Origin of the sequence: Streptomyces qinglanensis, from assembly GCF_900111245.1 — a bacterium.
Taxonomy (GTDB): domain Bacteria; phylum Actinomycetota; class Actinomycetes; order Streptomycetales; family Streptomycetaceae; genus Streptomyces; species Streptomyces qinglanensis.
Genome location: NZ_FOGO01000007.1, coordinates 134,625 through 154,973 on the forward strand (window position 1 = coordinate 134,625; position 20,349 = coordinate 154,973).

Genomic DNA, 20,349 nt, shown 5'->3' on the forward strand with positions numbered 1-20,349 from the left:
GTCCTACCTCGTCTCCTGGTCGCTGTCCGGGACCCGAGCGGTCCGTACAGGCAGCCGTTCCGTCTGCGGCGCGACCGTCCCGTTCTGCCGGGCCGGGCGCTCGTTGCGGCCGCGCGCCGCGGTGTGCGGGCCGTCCCACAGCGTGCCGTCGGTCCGGTCCCGCGGGTCGGGGTCGATCAGCACCACGCCGAGCACCGGGATGTGCTGGTCCGCGAGCTGCCGCGCCACCGTGTGCAGCCAGGCGGCGCTGCCGTGCCCGGCGCGCACGACCAGGACGGTCCGGGTTCCCAGGTGCCGCAGGTCGGTCCAGGCCGTACCGGGGGCGACCGAGCCGACGCCGAGCCGGCGCTCCGGGTGCGGCGCGGCCGCGGCCCGCTCGCCACCGACCACCACGACCGGGTCGTCCGGCTGCCCGCGGCGGTTCGCGAGGTGCGGGCCGGGCAGGCCGTCGAGGACCGCCACCGGCCCGTCCTCCGCGAGGACCCCGGCGAGGTCCAGGGCGAGCGCGCTCGCGCGGCGCGCGCACCCCAGCTCCAGCAGCGACAGCGGTTCGGCGGAGCCGCGCACGGAGCGGGCCAGGGTCGCGGTGAGCCGGTCACGTGCCGCCCGCGTCCGTCTCAGCTGCCACAGCCTGCCCGTCCGCAGGGGCAGCTCCGCGAGGACCGAGGCGCCCAGGTTCGCCGCGATCTCCCGGCGCAGCACGGGGCGGTCCGCCACCACCGCGCCCACCGCGGCCACCGCGAGCCCGAGGGCGAGCCCCAGGACGAGCCCGATCGCGGCGTCGGTGGCAGCGGCCGCGGGCAGCGAACGGCGCACGGCGCGCGGGGCGTCCACGATCTGCGTCCCGGCGACGATCCGGGGTGTCCCGGTACGCGCCTCCGCTGCCCGCTGGTCGAAGTCGGCGATCCGCGAGTTGAGTTCGGCCCGGCGGGCGAAGAGCGATTCGATCCGCGCCGACGCCTTCGGGTCGCTCTCCGGTGAACGCCCGCCGATCGACTTGTTGACCTGGGCGAGTTCGTCCCGCATCCGGTCGCGCTGGTCGAGCAGGGCCTTGGTCTCGGCTTTGGCGGTCTCGCGCATCCGCCGCACATGGTCGGCGACGAACGTGTCGGCCAGCGCCTCGGCCCGGGCCACTGCCTGGGCTTCGTCCTCCCCTGTCACATCGATCTGCAGCAGGTTGTTGGTCAAGCCGGTCCCCCGGTAGTCCTGCAGGAAGTCCTCGGGGTCCTCGGAGGACCGGAGGGAGCGCAGGGCCCGGCCCGCGATCCGCGTGGTCCCCAGCAGTTCGACATCGGTACGGATCAGGGTTCCGGTGTCGTTGGGCTGGTCCTCCTGGTGCGCGACCAGCACTTTGGTCACCGCCGTCGGCGGCGGGGGCAGCAGGATCGCCACGGCGGCACCGGCCAGCAGTCCCAGCAGCGCCATGGAGCACCAGAGGCGGCGGCGCCGGCGCACCGCCACGACCAGCGCCTGGAGATCCAGCAGCGGGGCAGCGCCCGGCGCGTCCGCGGTCCGGCTCGTCGTCACGCTGGACCTCCCCTCGCGGCGCCGCCGACCGGGACCGCCTGCTCCGGGTGCTGCGCGGGGCGCTCGGCGCTCCGCTCGGAACGGGCCCGGACCGGTTCGGCGACGACGACACCGACGACCTGGTGTCCCGCGTCCGCACACGCCTGGGCGACGCCTCCGAGCTCCTCCGCGGTCCAGTTGCCGGCGCTGAGCACGACCAGGGCACCGGATTCGGTGTCGCGGTCCGGCACCAGCGGCCGGGAGACGGACACGTCCACCGCCGCCAGCAGCGGATCGTGCCCGGCCTCGGCGGCGAGCTGCTCGGCGGCCCGGCGGCCGAGCAGGTCGCCCTCCGGAACGACGGCGAGCACCTGCCGCGGGGCCGCCGGCAGCTCCTCGCGGAGGCGGGCGCACACCCGCCGGCAGCGGAGCCGCCTGTCGGCCTCGTCGCCGGACATCCGCGGCGCGGGTGTGTGCCATCGGGTGTCGAGGCCCAGCACCCGGCGGGTCCGTCCGCCGCGGCCCGCACGGCGGTGCGCGAGCTGCCGGCCGGGTATGTCGACGGTGCCCAGCAGCGCCGAGTCCAGCGCCGCGGCGATCTCCTGTCCGGTGTCCAGCCGGCGGCTCATCCGTGCGGCGGCGAGCTGCCCGACGATCCCGAGCAGGAAGGACAGCAGCGCCCCGGCGCCCACCCGTTGCACCGTCGTCGGCGGTGCCTCGCCGGTGGGCCGGGCCGCCGGCCCCATGACGACCAGACCGGTCCTGCTGCTCGCCGGGGCGGCGTCGTCCAGCTTCTTCATGGCCTCCTGGAGCGCGGTGCGCAGCTTCTCCAGTTCGGTGCGGGCCTGCACGCTCTCCACCGTCCGCCCCGGATCGGCCGCCTCGGCCAGCTCGGTGATCCTGCGATCGGTCTCCCGCACCTTCTGCCGCAGTGCCTCGGTCCCCGCCGCCGCGTCGGCGTCGGTGCCCTCGCCCGCGATCCGGGCCGCGAAGGTGACGAACTGCTGGGCCATCCGGTCGGAGAGCTGCTGCGCGCGCTCCGGCGTCCCGGCCGTACCCGAGATGGTGATGATGTTCCCGTCCGCCGCCTCGGCACGTACCCGATCCCGCAGCTCGGTGCCGCTGACGCCCGGCCAGTCGAGCGTGGCGGCCGCGCGGTCGACCACGGCCGAACTGGTCGCGATCTCCACCTGGGTCAGCAGCTCGCGCTCCTCCCACTGCCCCGGCAGCAGTACCGACGCCGACGCCGTGTAGCGCGGCGGGAACAGCGCCGAGGTGCCGTAGCCGACGAGAGCGCCGGCCACGGCGAGAACGGCGAGCAGGCGCCAGCGCCGACGGAGCAGCCGCCCGATCGTGACCAGGCGTATCGTGTCGTCGCTCAACGGCGTCGCCTCTTGCCCGCCGGTACCGGGGTGCCCGCCGCGACCCGCGGGTGGTCGCGGCAGGCGGCGGCGTAGGCGGCGAGCAGCGACTGCTGGGAGTTCCGCCAGGAGAGCTCCCCGCTGATCCGTTCCTGTCCGATTCTGCCCATCCGGGCCCGTCTCTCCGGATCGTCCAGCAGCTCCGCGACGGCCCCGGCGAATGCGGCCTCGTCGTCGGCGGGCGCGTAGACGGCGGCCTCTCCGGCCGAGACCCGGGCCTCCCGGAGGTCGAAGGAGACGATCGGCCGGCCCATCACCATGTACTCCAGGACCTTGTTCATGGTCGACACGTCGTTGAGCGGATTGTGCGGGTCGGGAGAGAGGCACACGTCCGCGGTGGACAGGTAGCGCACCAGGTCGGCGTCCGGGATCCGCCCGGTGAACTGCACCTGTTCGGAGAGCCCGAGCTGCCGGGAGAGCTCCACCATCGCGTCGAAGGTGTCGCCGGCGCCGACGAACACCGCATGCCAGTCGGTCCGCCCCTGGTCGTCGCGGAGTTTCGCGAGGGCGCGCAGGGCGTAGTCGACGCCGTCCTGCGGGCCCATGACACCGAGGTAGCACAGCAGGTGCGGCTTGCCCCGCTTCAGCTCCGGCTCCGGCGGCACGGCGCGGAACCGGTCGGTGTCGGGCGCGCTGCGCACCACGAAGACGTCCGCCGCGCTCCGGCCGCCACGGCGCAGCGCGACATCCCGGTAGCTCTCGTTCGTGGCGAGCACGATGTCAGCGGCACGGTAGGTCATCCGCTCCAGCGCGCACACGGCACGGTGGAGCAGGTCCTGGCCGCGGCCGAACCGGGAGAGGTACAGCTCGGGTACCAGGTCGTGCTGGTCGAAGACGAACCGCGCGCCGCGCCGCTTCAGCCACAGTGCCGGGAGGAACAGCAGGTCGGGCGGATTGCAGGCGTGGACCACGTCGACCGGGCCGACCCTGCGGGCCAGCCGGACCGTGTGCCACAGCGCCGCTCCGTACTCCCGCAGATACCCTGCCGGTCCTCCGGTGGCCGCGCGCAGCGGATAGCGGTGTATCCGTATCCCGTCGATCTCCGTCTCCGGCTCGGTGTCCCGCTTCCCTCCGCGGGGGCAGATGACGTGCACCTCCCAGCCCGCGTCGTGCAGCGTCCTGCACTCCTGCCACACCCTCCGGTCGAAGGGCACCGACAGGTTCTCCACGAGAATCAGCGCGCGCCGGGCCGGCCGGCCGCCGTCGGTCGTGTCACCAGGCAAGGCCCATGTACCCCTGTTCGGCCCGGCGCACCTCGGCGTCGGGGAGGCGGACGAGGTCGATGAGCACCGGCCCGTCACCGTGCGGCAGTGCCGAGAGCACGGCCGGGTCGCTGGTCCCGACCAGGCACACCTCGGCGTGCTCGAGCACCTCGGCGACGGAGTCCGCGAGGAGCTGGGCGAGATGCGGCAACCGGGTCTCGATGTACTCGCGGTTGGCGCCCAGCAGCCGGGAGAGGCTCACATTGGCGTCGTAGATCCGCAGGTCGTACCCCCTGCCGTAGAGCCGTTCCGCCAGTTCGACGAGCGGGCTCTCGCGCAGGTCGTCGGTGCCGGGTTTGAAGGACAGCCCGAGCAGTCCGGCGCGGCGCTTGCCGGTGCGCTCCACCAGGTCCACCGCGCGCTGCAGGTGGTCGGAGTTGGAGGGCAGCACATGGGCGAGGATGGGCACCGAGACGTCGGCCCGCCGGGCCGCGTGGACCAGGCTGCGCAGGTCCTTGGGCAGGCAGGAGCCGCCGAAGGCGAAGCCGGGCCGCAGGTAGGCCGGGCTGATGTTCAGCTTGCGGTCGGCCAGGAACACATCCATCACCTGGTGCGAGTCCACTCCGAGCGCCTGGCACACCGCGCCCAGCTCGTTCGCGAAGCCGATCTTGAGGCCGTGGAACGCGTTGTCGGCGTACTTGATCGCCTCGGCCGTGGGGACCGGCACCCGGAAGACCTCGCCGGGCAGGCCGTCGTACAGCGCCGCCACCGCGTCGCCGCTCGCCGGGTCGAGCTCGCCGATGACGGTCTTGGGCGGGTCGAAGAAGTCCCGCACGCTCGTGCCCTCGCGCAGGAACTCCGGATTGACCGCGACCCCGAAGTCCACCCCGGCGGTGCCGCCGACGTACTTCTCCAGAATCGGGACCAGCAGGTTCAGGCAGGTGCCGGGGAGCATGGTGCTGCGGTACACGACGGTCTGCCGCCCGCCGCGCTCCGCCAGCGCGGCACCGATCTGCTCGGTGACCCGTTCCAGATACGTGGTGCACAGGCTGCCGTTGGGCTCCGACGGCGTGCCCACGCAGACGAGCGTCACCTCGCTGTCCAGGACCGCCTCGCGGACGTCAGCGGTGGCCCGCAGGGCTCCGGTCCCCACGACCTCGGCGACGAGTTCGCCGATCCGCTCCTCGACCACCGGGGCCTTGCCCGCGTTGACCAGGTCGACCTTCGCCTGGTTCACGTCCACTCCGACGACCTGATGCCCCCGGCCGGCCAGGCACGCGGCCGACACGCAGCCCACGTAGCCGAGCCCCAGAACACTGACCCTCATGACGCGTTCCTCCCCCAGAGCAGGCCCCTGCGGCCTGCGTTCCGCACGTCGGCCGGACGACGGCCGCCGCGCATCAGTAGGCCCCCTGCCCGTGGAGCACCACGCGCAGGGTCTTCCACAAGATCACCGTGTCCAGGGCCAGCGACCAGTCCTCCACGTACCGCAGGTCGAGGCGGACCGCCTCCTCCCACGGCAGATCGCTGCGCCCGCTGATCTGCCACAGGCCGGTGAGCCCGGGTTTGACCAGCAGCCGCCGCCGGATGTCCGGGTCGTAGGCGGCGGACTCCTCCGGCAGCGGGGGCCGCGGGCCGACGAGCGACATGGATCCGGCCAGTACGTTGAAGAGCTGCGGGAGTTCGTCGAGCGAGTACCGGCGCAGCACCGCTCCGACCCGGGTCACCCGCGGATCCCGGCGGAGTTTGAACAGCAGCCCGGCGCCCTCGTTGCGGTCGGCCAGTTCGGCCCGTGCCCTGTCGGCCCCGGCGACCATGGTGCGGAACTTGAGTATCGTGAATTCCCGGCCGTCCTTGCCGACCCTGCGCTGCCGGTAGAACGCACCGCCCCGGCTGTCCGCCAGCACCAGGAGCCCGACGAGCACCATCAGCGGCGCGCACAGCACCAGCAGGAGCGTCGCTCCCATCTTGTCGACGACTTCTTTGACGGCCCGGCGGCCTCCGGTGAAGGCCGGCATGCTGACCCGTAACAGCGGGATCCCGAGCACCGCGTCGACGTGCAGCCGCGGGCCCGCCACCTCCATCAGCACGGGGGCCACGACCATCTCGGCATCGCTGCCCTCGAGGTTCCAGGCCAGCCGCTGCAACTGCTCGGGCGACCAGTGCGGGTCCGGGGTGACCGCGACCACCCGGTAGCCGTCCCGCCGGACATGGCCCGCGAGGTCGGCCAGCCGGCCGACGACAGGCACTCCGTCCAGGTGGTCACCGTGCAGTCCGAGTCCGTCCGGCGTGCACACCGCCTCCACCCGCCAGCCGAGGTGCGGGAACTTGCGGACCCGGGATATCAGATCGCGCACGGTGGCCGGGCTCCCGGCGGCGAGCACCGGCCGCAGGCATCGTCCCGCCATCCGCTGCCTGTGCAGCGAGAGGCGCAGGAGATATCGCGCGATCATGGTGAGCAGCGCGATCGCGGGGATCGCGACGAAGATCCAGAGCTTGATGTTGCGCGAGGTCAGGGCGATCCCGCCGAGTGCCAGTACGACGGCCGCCGTGAACAGCGAGCGTCCGAGCCGGCGGAATTCCTCGGCGCCCTGGCCGAGCACGGCCGGTGCCCATGCCCGGCTCACCGCGAGCGCTCCCAGCACCAGCAGCTCGGTGCCGAGCGCGAGGATGCCCCATTTCTCATGCCAGTTGGCCGCGTCCCGGGCCCCGAAGAAGATGCCGATCGCCGCCACCACCAAGGCGGTCACCACGGTGTCGCTGGTGATCACCGTACGGCGGTACCGCTGCTCCCAGTCGCTCGCGGGCCGGCTGACTGCCCCTTCCGCCGGACGCCCGAGCGCCGACGGTAACGGGTCGACCAATTCCCCCTGCCGCACAGAATCCCCCAGCTCGCCAGTGGTTCGACCTGTTCGCACATCACTGTTCCACGGAGGCACCCGCCCCCGTGCCGCGCTGTTCCTTCCCCACCTGGGGACACTCCCGCCCGGGCGCACGTACTCCCGCCGTCGCGGCCGTACGTGAACACCACGCCGAGCGGTGGCGTACCCCCTTCTCCCCACCCGGCTCCCTGGTGGCACAGGACCCCGCGGAACCCTCGGGCGCTCCCCGCACCCGCGGTCCCGGCTCGGGATCCCGGAGCCGAGCACTCCTGTGTCCGGCACGGGGATACGACTAATGGCTGCCCGAAACATCGGACCGTTAGATCACTCTTTGTCGCCCTGTGTCCAAACATCTGAAGCACCGTCAATGTAGACCATCAGGGGCCACCTGAAGAGGGGGTGTGTGCAATTTGTGCGCAAGCTTTGAAGTTTGAGTACCGGACGATGACGGTGCGAAGGTCGCTCGGCGGCGAGAAACTCCCTTCTGACCTGCAGCGACGCGGATTCTTCGCGGCGCCTGCCCCGGGGCGCTGCTCGGCTCGGCTGTGCGTATTGCACCGCTCGAGGCCGGCCGGAGCCCGGTGAGCCGACGGGGATGTGCCAGTGGTCTGGTCCGGCAAAAGCGGCGCGGAGGTCCTCCGATCCGCGGACGCGGCCTCTTCCGGCAGCCGCGACACGGCCTCTTCCGGCAGCCGTTCCGACGTGCCCGCGTCCCCGCAACAGGCGGCTCCCCCGGCCTCCGGTGACGGAAGTGGACGGAGAGGGCGGCGGGAATCCCCATCCTGTCCGTCTCGGACTTTCGGCTGACGGCAGTCCGCCGACCACCACTCCGGTCGGCCGAACAGCCGATCCGGAACAAGGTCTCCGCAGCGCAGGATGACGGCATCCGCCACCCACCAGCGGGCGGCGCGGACCACGACCGACATCCGGTCCGACACCCAGGGGGAACCTGTGAACACCACTCGTCGTACGCATCGCACCGTCCGGGCCTGCGGCCTCGCCGCCGTCGCCACCGCCGCAGCGCTCTCACTGACCGCCTGCCAGGGAGACGGCACCGAGAGCGGTGCCGCCGGCTCCTCGTCCTCCGCCGCGGCGACGGACGACTCCGCGGAGCAGCGTCCGGAACCGACCGGCACGCAGGACTCCGGCCCCACAGGCGCCGACTCCACGAGTGGCGGAGGCAGCGGGAACAGCGACGGCGCGGGCACGCACTCCCGAGCCGCCACGCCGCGCACCAAGCGCTCCGCGTGCACGGTGGGCAAGGTCTCCGTCAATCTCCAGCGGACCGGAGGAACCGCGGCGGTGGTGCTGCTCAAGGCGACCAACAACGGCAGCACCCGCTGCGACCTGTACGGCTACCCGTTCGTGGGCTACCCGGGTGCGCAGGCCCCGATCGCCGTCGGCGGCGGAAAGCCCCAGGCCGTGGTCTCCCTGGAGCCGGGCGAGTCCGGATACGCCGCGCTCGGCCTGGAGAAGGGCGACGGCCCCGGCACGCACCGCGAGAAGCAGATCACCGTCGAGCTGGCCGACCGTTCCCTGCACGGCACCGGCTCCACCGCCGAGGTCAGCGCTCCCGGCGGCGCGGGCCTCGCCCTCGGTGACAGCTCCACCGTCTCCTACTGGAACACCACACCCGAACTGGCTCTGCAGTAGACGCATCGGGGCCGCCCGCGCACCGCACGGTCCGCGCGCAGACCACATCCCCGGGGGAACGCGCCGCGCCCCGCCCGAGCTGACCGCACGGGCAGGGCGCGGCGCCATGCCACCTCGCGGACGCCGCACCGTCGCTGGGTGCGGGCCGAGGGCTGTCCGGATCCCGTCCGGGGAGACCGAGGGAACCGGCTTCCCCGGGGCCCGCGGAGGCATCCCGGGCCTCCGGACGAGCCGGGGCGGCAGGCCGTGATCGCGCCGGGGTGCTCGACCGTGCGGCGACCGCCCCGGCCGCGGACGGGTGGCCGAAGCGCGCAGCAGCCCGGCGGGAGCGCAGGTGCGCGAGGACGGGTCAGCCGCAGAGCCCCGACTCCCAGGCCCACGCGGCGATCTCCACACGGTTGCGGGCCGCCAGCTTGCGCTGGACGTTGCCCAGATGCGTCTTGACCGTCGAGAGGGTGACGTACAGCTCCGCCGCGACCTCCTCGTTCGTGCGCCCTCGCGCCACCAGCCGCACGACGTCCAACTCCCGCTCCGTCAGCGGTTCGACGGGACAGGCCGTGGACGGGGGCGAGGGAGCGGCGGGGGGCGGCGGGGCCGCGGGAGCGGGAGGCGTCATGTGGCGGAGGAGCCGCACCGTGACGGACGGGGAGATCATCGAGTCGCCCCGCGCCGCCGCGCGCACGGCCTCGGCGAGGAGCGCGGGAGAACCGTCCTTGAGCAGGAATCCGCAGGCGCCGTTCCGCAGCGCCCGGTAGACGTACTCGTCGAGGTCGAAGGTGGTGGCGATCAGCACCTTCAGCGGGTCCCGGACCTCGGGCCCGGCGAGCTGCCGGGTGGCCTCCAGACCGTCCAGCTCCGGCATCCGGATGTCGAGCAGGCACACGTCGGGACGCAGGCGGCGGGCCTCGGCGACCGCTGTCGCGCCGTCCGGGGCCTCCGCGACGACCACGATGTCGGGCTGGGCGTCGAGGATCATCCGGAAGGCTGCCCTGACCATCTCCTGGTCGTCCGCGAGAAGCACGCGGATCGTCGTCCCACTGTTCACCGTTCCCATGATCCCAGAGGCAGCCGGGCCGTCACCCGCCAGCCCGCCGCGCCCTCCCCGGCCGGGCCGGCCGTGAAGGTACCGCCCAGCGCTCCGACCCGCTCGGCCAGCCCCGTCAGGCCGAACCCCGAGCCGGCGGAGGTTCCGGTGCCGTCCGCCGGGCCGGGCCGCGCGGTCCGCGCCGCGGCATGCGACGGGCCGCGGCCGTCATCGGTGACGGACACGGTGAACGTGCCCTCCGGCGACGGCCGCACCTCGACGGTCACCCGCCGTACCCCCGCACCGTGCTTGCGGACGTTGGTCAGCGACTCGCGCACCACCCGGTGCGCTGCGGTGGCCGGGCCCGGCGGGAGCTCGTGCCCGGCCCCGCGCAACTCGGGCGCCAGGAGGAGCACCGCGGTGGCCGGGCCCGCGGCGGTGAACTCCTCGGTGAGGGTGCGCAGCGCCCCGGCCAGGTCCCCGGACGGGCGGACGGCGGCCGGGCCCTCACCGGGCGCCCGGAGCACCGAGACCATGCCGCGCATGGACTCGATCGCCTGGGACCCCGCACGCTCGATGCCCGCCATCATGCGGTCCAGGTCGTCGGCTGCGGGCGGGTGTCCCTGCGCGGTGGCGTACCGCACGGCTTTGGTCTGCGCGACGATCGCCGTGACGTGGTGCGCCACGAAGTCGTGCAACTCCCGCGCGTACTCCAGCCGCTGGGTCTGCCGATCGGCTTCCCGCTCACGGGTGCGGAAGGTGTCGAGCAGCCGCAGGTAGAGGCCGAGCACGAACGCAAGCAGGAGCGCGAAGAGGATCACGGGCTCGCCGAGCTGGATCACGTTGTCGTACTCGACGCGCGGCAGCCGCAGCGGCAGCAGCGCGGCGGCGAGTGAACTCGCCGCCACCAGGCACGCCGCGAGTGCCGGGCGGGTGCGCCGGACGGCCCGCGTGACGAGCAGCAGCAGTGCCGCCGTCTCGGCCGCCCCCGGGGTGACCTCGGGCCGGTGGGAGAGCCGCATGGTGACCAGGGACAGTGTCGCGGACGCCGCCACGGCACCCGCGGCGGCCGCCGGGAAGCGGCCGACCGGGACGGCGAGCGCCCCCACGCACAGCGCACCCGCGACGACGGTCGCGGCGGCCGTGGGCGCGTATCCGGTGGCCGCGCCCTCGGCGAGGAGCAGGGCGAGCACCGCGGCTGCCGCCACGGCGACCAGTACCCGGCGGAGCGGGGTGCGGAGCGCGGGAGCAGGGATCATGCCGCCTCACGTTAGGGCCGGACCGCCAAGCCCGCCTCAGCCTTTCGGCCGACGCGGGGGCCGCTGCCGGGCCGCCGGGTCGGCTGGACGGTCGATCCGCGACCGGGGCGAGGCGCCGCAGGATCGAGCCGTCCGCTGTCCGCCCCGTCCCGTCGAGGCCCTCATGCCTGCTGCTCCACGCCTCCCCCGCGCCGTGGCGCGTCCGCTGCGCTCCCTGTGCGCGCACGCGTCCCGCTTCGCGCTGCCCGCTCTCGCCGTCGTGCTCGGTGTCGCATGCGTCACGGGCGCACTGCTGTACGGCGGCTCGGCCCGGACCGCCGTCGAGCACGCCCGGCGCGTCGCACCCCCCGACGCCTCGGTCACCATCACCCAGGAGCAGCCGCCTGCGGGGCCCGCCGAACCGGGTGCGGGCGGTCTCGGTCCCGGGCTGCTGGAGCGGCTGCGGGCGCTGCCCGGGGCCGCCGGGGTCCGCGCGGTGGCAGAGGGCAGCACGTTCCTCGCCGGGCGGGACGGCACCCTGGTCGGCTCCCGTACCGACAGCGCGGGCGTCAACTACGTGCCGGACTCCAGTGGTTCGGATCCGCGCTACCCGCTCGCCGCGGGCCGGGGCCCACGGTCCGCCGGGGAGGTCGCCCTGGACCGGCGGGCTGCCGACCGCGCGGGCTACCGGGTCGGCGACCGGGTACGCGTCGTCGTACAGGGTGAGGCGCGCGATGTGCGGCTCGTCGGTGTCTTCACGGCGCGCGACGCCCGCGTCGCCTCCGGCGGCACGCTGACGGCGTTCGACGAGGCCACCGCACGCCGTCGGTTCGGGCTGACCGCGATCTCCCTGACCGCCGCGGACGGCACCGGCGAGGCGCGGCTCGCGGCCCGCGCCCGGAAGCTGCTGCCCCCGCAGGCCGAGGCCGTCACCCGCTCCGAGGCCCAGGCACGGTCCGCTGCGGGCGCGAGCGCCGAGGGCGACAAGACGACCGGCCTGCTGCTGAGCTTCGCCGCCGTCGTGCTCCTCGTCGCGGGCTTCCTCGTCGCCAACACCTTCGCCATGCTCACTGCCGCGCGGGCACGCGAGCACGCCCTGCTCCGGGTCGTGGGCGCCACCCGCGGCAACGTCCTGCGGCTCGTCCTGGGCGAGGCACTGCTCGTGGGCACCGCCGCGTCAGCCGTCGGCTACCCCCTCGGGGCGGCCCTCGCCATGGCGCTGAAAGCGTGCTTTCCGGTCGACGGGGGTGCCGTGGCGGCTCCGTTGCCCCTCGTCTCCCTCCCGGCCGGACTGGCGGCGCTCGCCGTCGGCGTCGGCGTGACCGCGCTCGCGGCGTACGTCCCGGCGCGCAGGGCCGCCGCCGTCGCACCCATGGCCGCGCTCAGGACGGGCGAACCGCCCACGCCTGCTGCGCTGCGCCGCCGCAACACCGTCGGCTGCTGCGTGACCGGCTTCGGCGCGCTGCTCCTGTGGTACCTCAGCGACACCCCCGACCTCGACATGGTGACCGTCGCCGGGGCCGTCCTGATGACAGGGCTGATGCTCCTCACCCCATGGCTCGCCGTCGGCCTGGGCGCGCTGCTGCGCGGACCGCTGCGCCGCCTCGCGGGCGTACGCGGCACGCTGGCGGTCGAGAACGCCCGCCGCAATCCACGGCGTACGGCTGCCACGGCCTCGGCGCTCATGGTCGGCCTGGCGCTCGTCACCGCGGCCGGTATCGGTGCCGCCTCGCTGAGCGGCATGGCGGAGCGGGATGCGGCCCGCGCCATGGCGTCCGATCTGCACGTGGTCCCGGTCGACTTCGCGGAGATCGGCGACGGCACGGCACGCCGCGTCGCACGCGTCCCCGGTGCCGAGGCCGTCACTCCCACGGTGCCCACCGGCGTCGAACTCGGCGCCGGACGCGAACTCGGTGCGCTCGCCGTCGATCCGCGGACGGTCGGCCGCGCGGCGGGGCTGACGGTCGCAGCCGGACACCTGGACCGCCTCGGCCGCGACGGGATCGCCCTCAGCCGCGCCGAGGCCGACTCGCGCGGCCTGCGGGTCGGTTCGCCCCTCGGTGACCGCCGCGTCGTCGCCGTCTACGACGGACCCGAGCGGCTCGGCCCGGCGCTGGTTCCGCTCTCCGCGGCACGCCCCGGCGAGCGGCCGGACGAGATCCTGGTCCGCGCGGCACCCGGCCGCACGGACGCGCTTCGCGACCGGATCCGGGACACGCTGGACAACCCCGCACTCCTGGTGCAGAACCGCGCCGACACGGCCCGCGAGGCGGCCCGTCCCTACGAGACGCTGCTGACCCTCGCCACCGCCCTGCTCAGCGTCGCCGTCCTGATCGGCGCCCTCGGCGTGGTCGGCACCATGGCGATGTCCGTGCGCGAGCGGACCCGCGAGATCGGCGTACTGCGCGCGCTCGGCATGAACCGCCGCGGCGTCGCCTGGGTGATCCGCCTGGAGGCCCTGCTGATCTGCGCTCTGGGCGCGTTCCTCGGCCTGGCCGCCGGCACCGCGACAGCGCTGACCGCGGTGGCGACCCAGCCGGCAGCCGAGCCCCGCATCCCCTGGCTCCAGCTCCTGCTCGCCCTGGCCCTGACCGCCGCCCTGACCGCACTGGCCACCCTGCCCTCCACCCGCCGCGCCGCGAACCTCCCGGTGGTGTCCGCGGCCGGCGCCGAAGGGGCATAGAGAGCAAGCTTCCGGTGCAGGGGGCACAGGGTGGTTCCGGCGCGGCCTGGCCCCTACCGGCGGGCCGCACGCAGACGCCGCAGCCGTCGGTAGCTCCAGCAGAGGAGCGCGAAGAGCGCGATACCGGAGACGATCAGGCTTCCGCCGGTGCTCCAGCCACTGAACGGCAACTGCGGCACCAGTCCCCAGGCGACACCGGCGCCGATCAGCCCGAGCCCGACCAGCGTCGAGCCGGCGATCCGCCACCAGGACGACACGCTCTCCTCGGCGGCCTGCATGGCGCGGACCCGCACCGGCTCCACGTGGTGACGCAGGGCGGGGACGGCACGGGCGAGCAGCACCATGCCGGCGAACACCAGCAGCAGACCCGGGCCCGGAAGGACGAGCAGAGCGATTCCCACTGCGACCAACAGCCCGCCGACGACGGCCCATACAGCCCGCAGCACCGGATGCAGGTTGTCGTTCGCCACGTCGTCTCCCGTTTCCGTCGCCGGCAGTGCGGACCCTTCGCCCCTCGTGCGCGTCCCGGCCGGGCCCGGAGAGACCTACGGTCCCGGCGGAGCCGCCGGGTGCGGCGCTGTTCACCCCGTCGCGGGCGGCCCTGTACCGCGCCAGGGCCGAGGGCTTGCTGGACCAGGGTTGGCCGCCGCAGGGGCAGAGCACCGTCACCACGCCCACCGGTCACCCGTCCGGCCGAAGCCGGAGCGGCTCCGCCGCGCGGACACGGCTGCGCACGGCAGCACGACCGGGCCCCGCGCAGGAGTTCCGCGCCCGTGCAGCGCCGCTCCGGGAGCACGATCGGCAGTCAGGGCCTGCGGTGGACCGAGACCGCGTACGTCCCGCCCGCGTAGGGCTCGCGGGACCACGTCCCATAGCGCTTCTCGAGGGAGAGGCCGGCCGCGGCGCAATGCGTGTCGTAATCCTCCAGGCTGTAGCCCCGGTCCAGCGAGAAGCCTGCCACCAGACGGCCGCCCGGCCGGACGTGTGCCGCCACTCCGCCGACCAGGTCCGGCTCGGTTCCCGGCGGAGTGAACAGCGGGACGTTGCCCGCCATCACCACCACGTCGAAGGTCCTGCCGAGATCGAGGCCGGCCAGGTCGCTCAAGTGCCAGGGGATACCGGGGGCGAGGTGCCGGGCCGTGGCCAGCATCGAGGAGTCGAGGTCCACCCCCACCACGTCGATCCCGTGCCGCGCCAGTTCGATCGCCACCCTGCCCGTGCCGCACCCCGCGTCGAGGACGCTGGACGGCCCCAGGGAACGCACCAGTACGGCTTCGCCATGCACATCCCCGCCCTCGGCGGCGATCCTGTCGAACCGGGCCTGGTACTCCTCACCATTCCACGCCATACCGGCACTCTGGCACATCGGGTCTCCCCCCTCACGCTCTCCCCCGGCCCGCGCGTTCGACGGTCTCCGGCGGACGTCGGACGTCGGACGTCGGCATGGTGCACGCGCCCGAGGCGCCGGACGAGGAGACCAGGTCAGTCGTCAGCACGACGTCAGCCCGGCGCGCCCTGACCGGCGGTTCCACGGCCGGCCGCACACGCCCCGCCGATGCGGCCGCCCACTTCGCCAACTCCCGGAAGCACCATGCCGATACGGCCAGAGCACCATCTCGCCGCCGCCTGCCCGAGGGAGCACGCGCTCGGGTTAGGGACGCCTCGCGCCACGGGTCAGCCGCGGGCGCGCGTCAGACGGCGTACCTCGATGACAGTGGCGACGGCATGGAGCCAGCGTGCGGCGAGGTCGTCGACGTCGACGCCGCCCGCGAGGTCGGCCCCCGCGCGCAGCCAGTCGCCCACGGTGTCCGCGGCCTCCGCGCGTGGAAGGGGCTCGGGCAGCTCGGCGGCGCGGGCCAGGCCGCCGGCGCGGACGGTGTCGGCGAGGAAGGCGACCGAACGCGGAGGGATGCCGAGGCGGTCGAGGATCACCGCGGCACCCGCGGCGCCGTCACCGAAGAGGGTCGTGCGCTGAGGGCCGGGCGCGGTGCTGGCGAGGCCGTAGCGCAGCAGAAGCGGGACATCGAGCCGGGCCAGTTCGTCGTCGGTCCGGGCTGGGGAGCGCGGGGTGGGGTTCATCATCGGCCTCTGCTGTCTCCTCTGCCGAAGTCAGCTGACGGTGACGGTGTAGGTGACGCGTTCGGGTGCGGACAGGGGCTGTGCCGTCGGGCCCTGGCTGCGGCCGTCGGGAGGGCACGTCGTGGTGGCCAGGCAGTGCGTCAGCACGATCCGCGTGCGGCCCTTCCCGGTGGCCTCGAAGGTGAAGACCAGGTCGCTGCTGGAACCGGGCATCGGCTCGTCGCCGGAGTCCGACTCGATGTGCCGGCCGCGGCTGCGGACCACCGCCCCGTCGGGCTCGGGGTCGGCCAGGAACCAGTGCTCCCGGGTGGAGGCGTTCTCGTTGACGGTGAGAGTGAAGCGCTCCCCGACCTCGGCGGTGACGCTGGTGTCCCCGGTGGGGTGCGGGGTCGGTTCGTCGGCACCCGACCCGCAGCCGGCGACGAGCGCGAGGGCAGCAGCCGCGGCGACAGCGACGCCACCCGCTCCGGTACCCGCATCGGCTGTGCTAATCCGGAAGGTAGACACTGTACGCATCGTTGAGCCCTTTTCTTGCGGCCTTGTCCATGTGGCCGTTGATGAAGTCGTTCTCACTGACCCAGGTGGTCGTGCCCCAGGGGTTGTAGACCTGCAGCATGCCGCCCTCCTGTCCGATGATCGTCATCGCGTGGGCACCGCCCTCGCCCTTGACGTCGACCGGTACCGGCTTCCCCTCTGCGACCGCCTTCTCCACCCTGGTGAGGACCGCCCTGCGGTCGTCGGCACTGCCCAGGTCGTGGCGTTCGTAGTCGTCGCCGGTGGCGCCGCCGATGGCGGAGTCGGCGATGCGCTCCTGGCCCTCGTGGGCCATGCCGTCCCAGTCGTCGCCGCCGTCGCCTGCTTCGTGCAGCCGGTGCTGTTCGTCCACGAGTCGCCGGCGGAAGGCGTCGGGGTCGTCCTCGTGCCCGCTGGGCCCTCCGGTGAGGCCGAGGGCGTACACGGGGTCGACCATGGCGCGGGCCGTGACGGTGGAGGAGGCCACGCACGTGCCCTCCGAGCCGTCGCCGCCTTGTATCCACAACTGATTGCCGAAGCGGACCTGGTCCTTGTTGTTGTTGGAGCCGTCGTCGGCCCGTCCCTCGTCGTCCATGCTGTCGGGGGCGGTGACCACGGGCGTGAGGTGCCGGCGCAGCCACTCCGCGCCCTTGCCGTGGATTTTGCTCCGGAACTGCTCGATCTCGTCGACGTCGTGGCCGGCGGCGAGGGCCTTCATCAGGTAGGCCCGCTCCTGCGGACTGCGGGACCGCGCGAGCATGCGTTCCATGGCCGCCTCGTCGGCGGCGTTCAGCCTGTCCATCCGGCGGCCGGCGCGCTCCAGGTCGGCGGCGCCGAGAATCTCGTTCAGCTCCGGGGCGCCGCCGGCACTGGTGTCGGCCAGCGTCAGCTTGTCGACCGCGGACAGGTCATGGGTGTGCAGCTTCTCGGCGCGAGCCTCGGACGCCCACTTGTTCAGGTCCCGGACCGCGGCGCGGACCACGTGCTCGGTGAAGACGGCGGCCCGGTGCATCATCGAGATGCCACCCGAGGCGACACCGCGGGCCTGCTTGCGGGCCCGCTCCTCGCCGTCGTCCTCGTGCAGGTCGTCGAACCAGCCGTCCCTGCCGCCGAGCTGGCTCCTGGCCTGCCGCAGTCCCGCGCGCCCCTGGTCGTCCTGCTTCTGCGCGTCCCCGAGCGCGTCCGCCAGTTCGAGCAACGCCTTCGCGCCGCCCCGGAAAGCCTCCGCCATCTGCGTCGCGGACCGTCCCGCAGCGCTCGCCGCGTTGGAGGCGAGGACACTCGTGTCACCCACCCACACCTCCGGCAGGCCCTTGCGGGCCACCCGGTGGACCCGCTTGTACACGTCGTCGACCCGCTCGGCCTGGTCTCGGTAGGTCTTGCTCAACGTCTCCAGCGTCAGACTGTCGCCCTGCGGAGCGGGGACGGACAGCGCACTGTCGATGTGGTCCAGCAGGTCGTTCTTGCTGCCCGCCGTGGATATGCGCTCGCTCAGGTCGGCCAGCCGCCTGCGGCATTCGGCCGGACTGTCGTCGGCCCACAGAGACATCGTCACCGACCGGCCCTCAGTACTCGGTCAGGGCCGACGGCCGGTCGGCGCGGAGGGGCGAGGTGGAGACGCTGCCGGCGCCGGCAGGAGTCGGTGTCCTCGTGATCGCGTCGTTCCCGGCCGGGGCCGGCCTCACAGCAACCCCGTCACCCACGCCCACCTGCGTCTCGAGGACGCTGGTCGCGACGAGGTGGTCGTTGCCGGCGTACGCGCTCTTGGCCCCGTCCACCTTGCCCGCCAGTTCGTGCAGCGCCTGCTCCAGCAGTCCGGCCTCGGACTCCCAGGCGGCGGCGTAGGCGCTGAACGCCGCCGCGGCCTCGTCGCCGCCCAGCACGTCCGGGATGTAGCACACCCCGGGATCGACCGCCTTGCGCACCGTTGCCGTGTCGTCGCCCGCACGGTCGAGTTCACCGGCCTTGCCGGTCATGCCCGCCTTGGACTTGACCTCGTAGCCACCCGACAAGGCCATACTCCCCCGATTCCCGTCTGCCTGCTCCCTCCCGACGGAACTGCTCGGAAGAGGCGTTGCCCGGCCATGCCAACCGGGAGGCTAACACGCCCCCACCTGCGGGTTCGGACGGATCACGCCTCCCGCACACCGCGCACACACCACCGGCGCGCCACAGTCACCCGGGGCCGGCGGGGAGACGTCCGGCACCTCTGCCGCATGATGCTCCGGTCCTGCGTGTGCACCCGTCCCCGACGTACACGCCCTTCACGCCCTCGCCGGTCGGCAGCCGCTGCGTGGATCCCCCTTGAGCCAGTCGCTTTCCGCACCGATTCACGGGGGTCGGTGGACGGTTGCCGACTGGCACCGCTCAAAGGGCGATCCGGTCAGCCCGGGCTCACCCCAGGAAGCTCAGCCGCACCGTCCGCTCCGGGTTGTCGACGTTGGTGTCCACCAGGCACACCGACTGCCAGGTGCCCAGGGCCAGCTCTCCCCTGACGACGGGCAGGGTGGCGTGCGGCGGGACGAGGGCGGGCAGGACGTGGTCGCGGCCGTGGCCGGGGGTTCCGTGGCGGTGGCGCCAGCGGTCGTCGGCGGGGAGGAGGTCGCGGAGGGCGGCCAGCAGGTCGTCGTCGCTGCCTGCTCCGGTCTCCAGCAGTGCCACGCCCGCGGTGGCGTGGGGCGTGAAGACGTTCAGCAGTCCGTCGCGGCCCTCGGCGACGTCCCGCAGGAAGGAGCCGCACTGCTGCGTCAGGTCCTGGACCACCTCCTGCGAGCCGGTCGGGACATCGATCTCACGTGTCGTGAAGCGCTCAGCCATGAATCGATCTTCTCAAAGCGGACCGGCCCGCCCCCACATGCCGGACGCCGGCTCGCGCGCCGCACTGTGCGGGAGGGGGACCCGTCGGACGTGGCGCGCGGACAGGGCGCGACCCGCACGCGCGCGGGAGGGGCGGCCGCGCTCGTCACGGACGCCGTGCTCCTGGGCGACCCGCACGCCCGCGGGAAGGATTCGGGGGGCCGGATGGTTCGCAGAGGCATGAATGACGTGGCGGTCGTGGTCGTCGGAGCCGGGCAGGCGGGACTCTCCAGCGCCTATCACCTGCGGCGGACCGGGTGGGAGCCCGGTACGGACTTCGTCGTGCTGGATCACTCACCCGCGCCGGGCGGGGCGTGGCAGTTCCGGTGGCCGACGCTGACGTACGGCCGCGTCCACGGCATGCATGCGCTGCCCGGCATGGAGCTGACCGGCGCCGACCCCGGGCGTCCGTCCTCGGAGGTGATCGGAGAGTATTTCGCCGCCTACGAGCGGGCCTTCGCGCTGCGGGTGCGGCGCCCGGTGGATGTCCGCGAGGTGCGGGACGCGGGGTGGGGCGGACGGCTGGTGGTACGGACCGCGCAGGGCGACTGGACGGCACGGGCCGTGATCAACGCCACCGGCACCTGGGACCGTCCCTTCTGGCCCCGGGTTCCCGGACAGGAGCTCTTCCGGGGCCGCCAGTTGCACACGGCGCAGTACCCGGGCCCGCGGTCGGACGCCTTCAAGGGCCGCCGGGTGGTCGTCGTCGGCGGCGGGACCTCCGCGGTGCAGCATCTGCTGGAGATCGCCGAGGTCGCGCGGGAGACGCTGTGGGTGACCCGGCGGCCGCCCCGCTTCCGCTCGGATTCCTTCGGTGAGGAGGCCGGCCGGGCCGCCGTGGCGCTGGTCGAGGAGCGGGTACGGGAGGGTCTGCCGCCCCGCAGCGTGGTGTCGGTGACCGGGCTGCCGATGACCGAGCAGGTGCGCCGCGCGCGGGAGAGCGGCGTACTGGAACGGCACCCGATGTTCGCCCGGTTGGCCGAGGACGGCGTCGTCTGGGCGGACGGCGGCCGGGCGCCTGCGGACACGGTCCTGTGGGCCACCGGCTTCCGTCCGGTCATCGATCATCTCGCTCCCCTGCGGCTGCGCGAGCCCGGTGGCGGCATCCGGCTGGAGGGCACCCGGGTCTCCCGGGATCCGCGGATCCATCTGGTCGGCTACGGTCCCTCCGCCAGCACGATCGGCGCCAACCGGGCCGGCCGGTCGGCCGTGCGGGATGTCCGGGCCCTGCTGGCGGAGGGAAATCGGGAGGTACCGGCTGTCAGCCCCGCCGCGGTGTGAGACTCCGGTGG

At 73.8% G+C, this 20,349-nt stretch carries 17 protein-coding genes; 3 read left to right on the plus strand and 14 right to left on the minus strand.

The annotated features are described in order from the left end of the window. Nucleotides 1-3 precede the first annotated feature (3 nt). The 5 genes from BMX65_RS16470 to BMX65_RS16490 form a co-directional block, all read right to left on the minus strand. Complete coding sequence (locus BMX65_RS16470; protein ID WP_075001054.1) at nucleotides 4-1,527, minus strand: Wzz/FepE/Etk N-terminal domain-containing protein; 1,524 nt, start codon at nucleotides 1,525-1,527, stop codon at nucleotides 4-6. Continuing rightward, nucleotides 1,524-2,888, minus strand: a complete 1,365-nt coding sequence (locus BMX65_RS16475) for a Wzz/FepE/Etk N-terminal domain-containing protein (RefSeq protein WP_075001055.1) — start codon at nucleotides 2,886-2,888, stop codon at nucleotides 1,524-1,526. The genes BMX65_RS16470 and BMX65_RS16475 overlap by 4 nt, the downstream gene beginning before the upstream one ends. Continuing rightward, complete coding sequence (locus tag BMX65_RS16480) at nucleotides 2,885-4,150, minus strand: glycosyltransferase family 4 protein (protein ID WP_075001056.1); 1,266 nt, start codon at nucleotides 4,148-4,150, stop codon at nucleotides 2,885-2,887. Before BMX65_RS16480 ends, BMX65_RS16475 begins: the two co-directional genes overlap by 4 nt. After that, nucleotides 4,140-5,456, minus strand: coding sequence for a nucleotide sugar dehydrogenase (locus BMX65_RS16485; RefSeq protein WP_075001057.1), 1,317 nt, complete (start codon nucleotides 5,454-5,456; stop codon nucleotides 4,140-4,142). Before BMX65_RS16485 ends, BMX65_RS16480 begins: the two co-directional genes overlap by 11 nt. Nucleotides 5,457-5,529: 73 nt before the next feature. Beyond that, nucleotides 5,530-7,008 carry a sugar transferase gene (locus tag BMX65_RS16490; protein WP_075001058.1) on the minus strand — a complete coding sequence of 493 codons (1,479 nt, stop codon included), beginning with the start codon at nucleotides 7,006-7,008 and terminating at the stop codon, nucleotides 5,530-5,532. A 954-nt stretch (nucleotides 7,009-7,962) separates the two neighbouring features. On the opposite strand from BMX65_RS16490, the gene BMX65_RS16495 reads away from it, so the two are divergent. Further along, a complete protein-coding gene (locus BMX65_RS16495) occupies nucleotides 7,963-8,664 on the plus strand; it encodes a DUF4232 domain-containing protein (RefSeq protein WP_143081852.1) in 702 nt (233 codons plus the stop codon). Nucleotides 8,665-9,013: 349 nt separating this feature from the next. Here the strand turns inward: BMX65_RS16495 and BMX65_RS16500 are convergent, their stop codons facing one another. Both BMX65_RS16500 and BMX65_RS16505 read right to left on the minus strand, forming a co-directional pair. Continuing rightward, nucleotides 9,014-9,661: a response regulator gene (locus BMX65_RS16500; RefSeq protein ID WP_239502290.1), complete on the minus strand. Its 648-nt coding sequence runs from the start codon at nucleotides 9,659-9,661 to the stop codon at nucleotides 9,014-9,016. Between the two features lie 44 nt (nucleotides 9,662-9,705). After that, on the minus strand, nucleotides 9,706-10,947 hold the full coding sequence (locus tag BMX65_RS16505) for a sensor histidine kinase (protein ID WP_075001061.1): 1,242 nt from the start codon (nucleotides 10,945-10,947) through the stop codon (nucleotides 9,706-9,708). Between the two features lie 163 nt (nucleotides 10,948-11,110). Between BMX65_RS16505 and BMX65_RS16510 the strand changes: the two genes are divergently transcribed. Further along, on the plus strand, nucleotides 11,111-13,609 hold the full coding sequence (locus tag BMX65_RS16510; RefSeq protein ID WP_075001062.1) for an FtsX-like permease family protein: 2,499 nt from the start codon (nucleotides 11,111-11,113) through the stop codon (nucleotides 13,607-13,609). 53 nt (nucleotides 13,610-13,662) lie between these two features. Here the strand turns inward: BMX65_RS16510 and BMX65_RS16515 are convergent, their stop codons facing one another. The 7 genes from BMX65_RS16515 to BMX65_RS16545 all read right to left on the minus strand — a co-directional run bounded on the left by BMX65_RS16515 (nucleotide 13,663) and on the right by BMX65_RS16545 (nucleotide 19,018). Continuing rightward, the gene (locus BMX65_RS16515; RefSeq protein ID WP_075001316.1) at nucleotides 13,663-14,064 is read right to left on the minus strand and encodes a PGPGW domain-containing protein; all 402 of its coding nucleotides are present in this window, start codon (nucleotides 14,062-14,064) and stop codon (nucleotides 13,663-13,665) included. Nucleotides 14,065-14,414: 350 nt separating this feature from the next. Continuing rightward, on the minus strand, nucleotides 14,415-14,957 hold the full coding sequence (locus BMX65_RS16520; RefSeq protein ID WP_075001317.1) for a class I SAM-dependent DNA methyltransferase: 543 nt from the start codon (nucleotides 14,955-14,957) through the stop codon (nucleotides 14,415-14,417). A gap of 326 nt (nucleotides 14,958-15,283) precedes the next feature. Continuing rightward, nucleotides 15,284-15,691, minus strand: a complete 408-nt coding sequence (locus tag BMX65_RS16525; protein ID WP_075001063.1) for a hypothetical protein — start codon at nucleotides 15,689-15,691, stop codon at nucleotides 15,284-15,286. 27 nt (nucleotides 15,692-15,718) lie between these two features. Continuing rightward, nucleotides 15,719-16,204, minus strand: coding sequence for a protease inhibitor I42 family protein (locus BMX65_RS16530; protein WP_079171925.1), 486 nt, complete (start codon nucleotides 16,202-16,204; stop codon nucleotides 15,719-15,721). Then, complete coding sequence (locus tag BMX65_RS16535; protein ID WP_075001064.1) at nucleotides 16,176-17,750, minus strand: cysteine peptidase family C39 domain-containing protein; 1,575 nt, start codon at nucleotides 17,748-17,750, stop codon at nucleotides 16,176-16,178. Before BMX65_RS16535 ends, BMX65_RS16530 begins: the two co-directional genes overlap by 29 nt. 16 nt (nucleotides 17,751-17,766) lie before the next feature. Continuing rightward, entirely contained in the window at nucleotides 17,767-18,219 is a 453-nt protein-coding gene (locus BMX65_RS16540; protein WP_075001065.1) for a hypothetical protein, read from the minus strand. A 376-nt stretch (nucleotides 18,220-18,595) separates the two neighbouring features. Next, on the minus strand, nucleotides 18,596-19,018 hold the full coding sequence (locus BMX65_RS16545; RefSeq protein ID WP_075001066.1) for a YjbQ family protein: 423 nt from the start codon (nucleotides 19,016-19,018) through the stop codon (nucleotides 18,596-18,598). A 219-nt stretch (nucleotides 19,019-19,237) separates the two neighbouring features. On the opposite strand from BMX65_RS16545, the gene BMX65_RS16550 reads away from it, so the two are divergent. After that, nucleotides 19,238-20,338 (plus strand): NAD(P)-binding domain-containing protein, encoded by a 1,101-nt coding sequence (locus BMX65_RS16550; protein WP_075001319.1) that lies wholly within the window; start codon nucleotides 19,238-19,240, stop codon nucleotides 20,336-20,338. Nucleotides 20,339-20,349 lie beyond the last annotated feature (11 nt).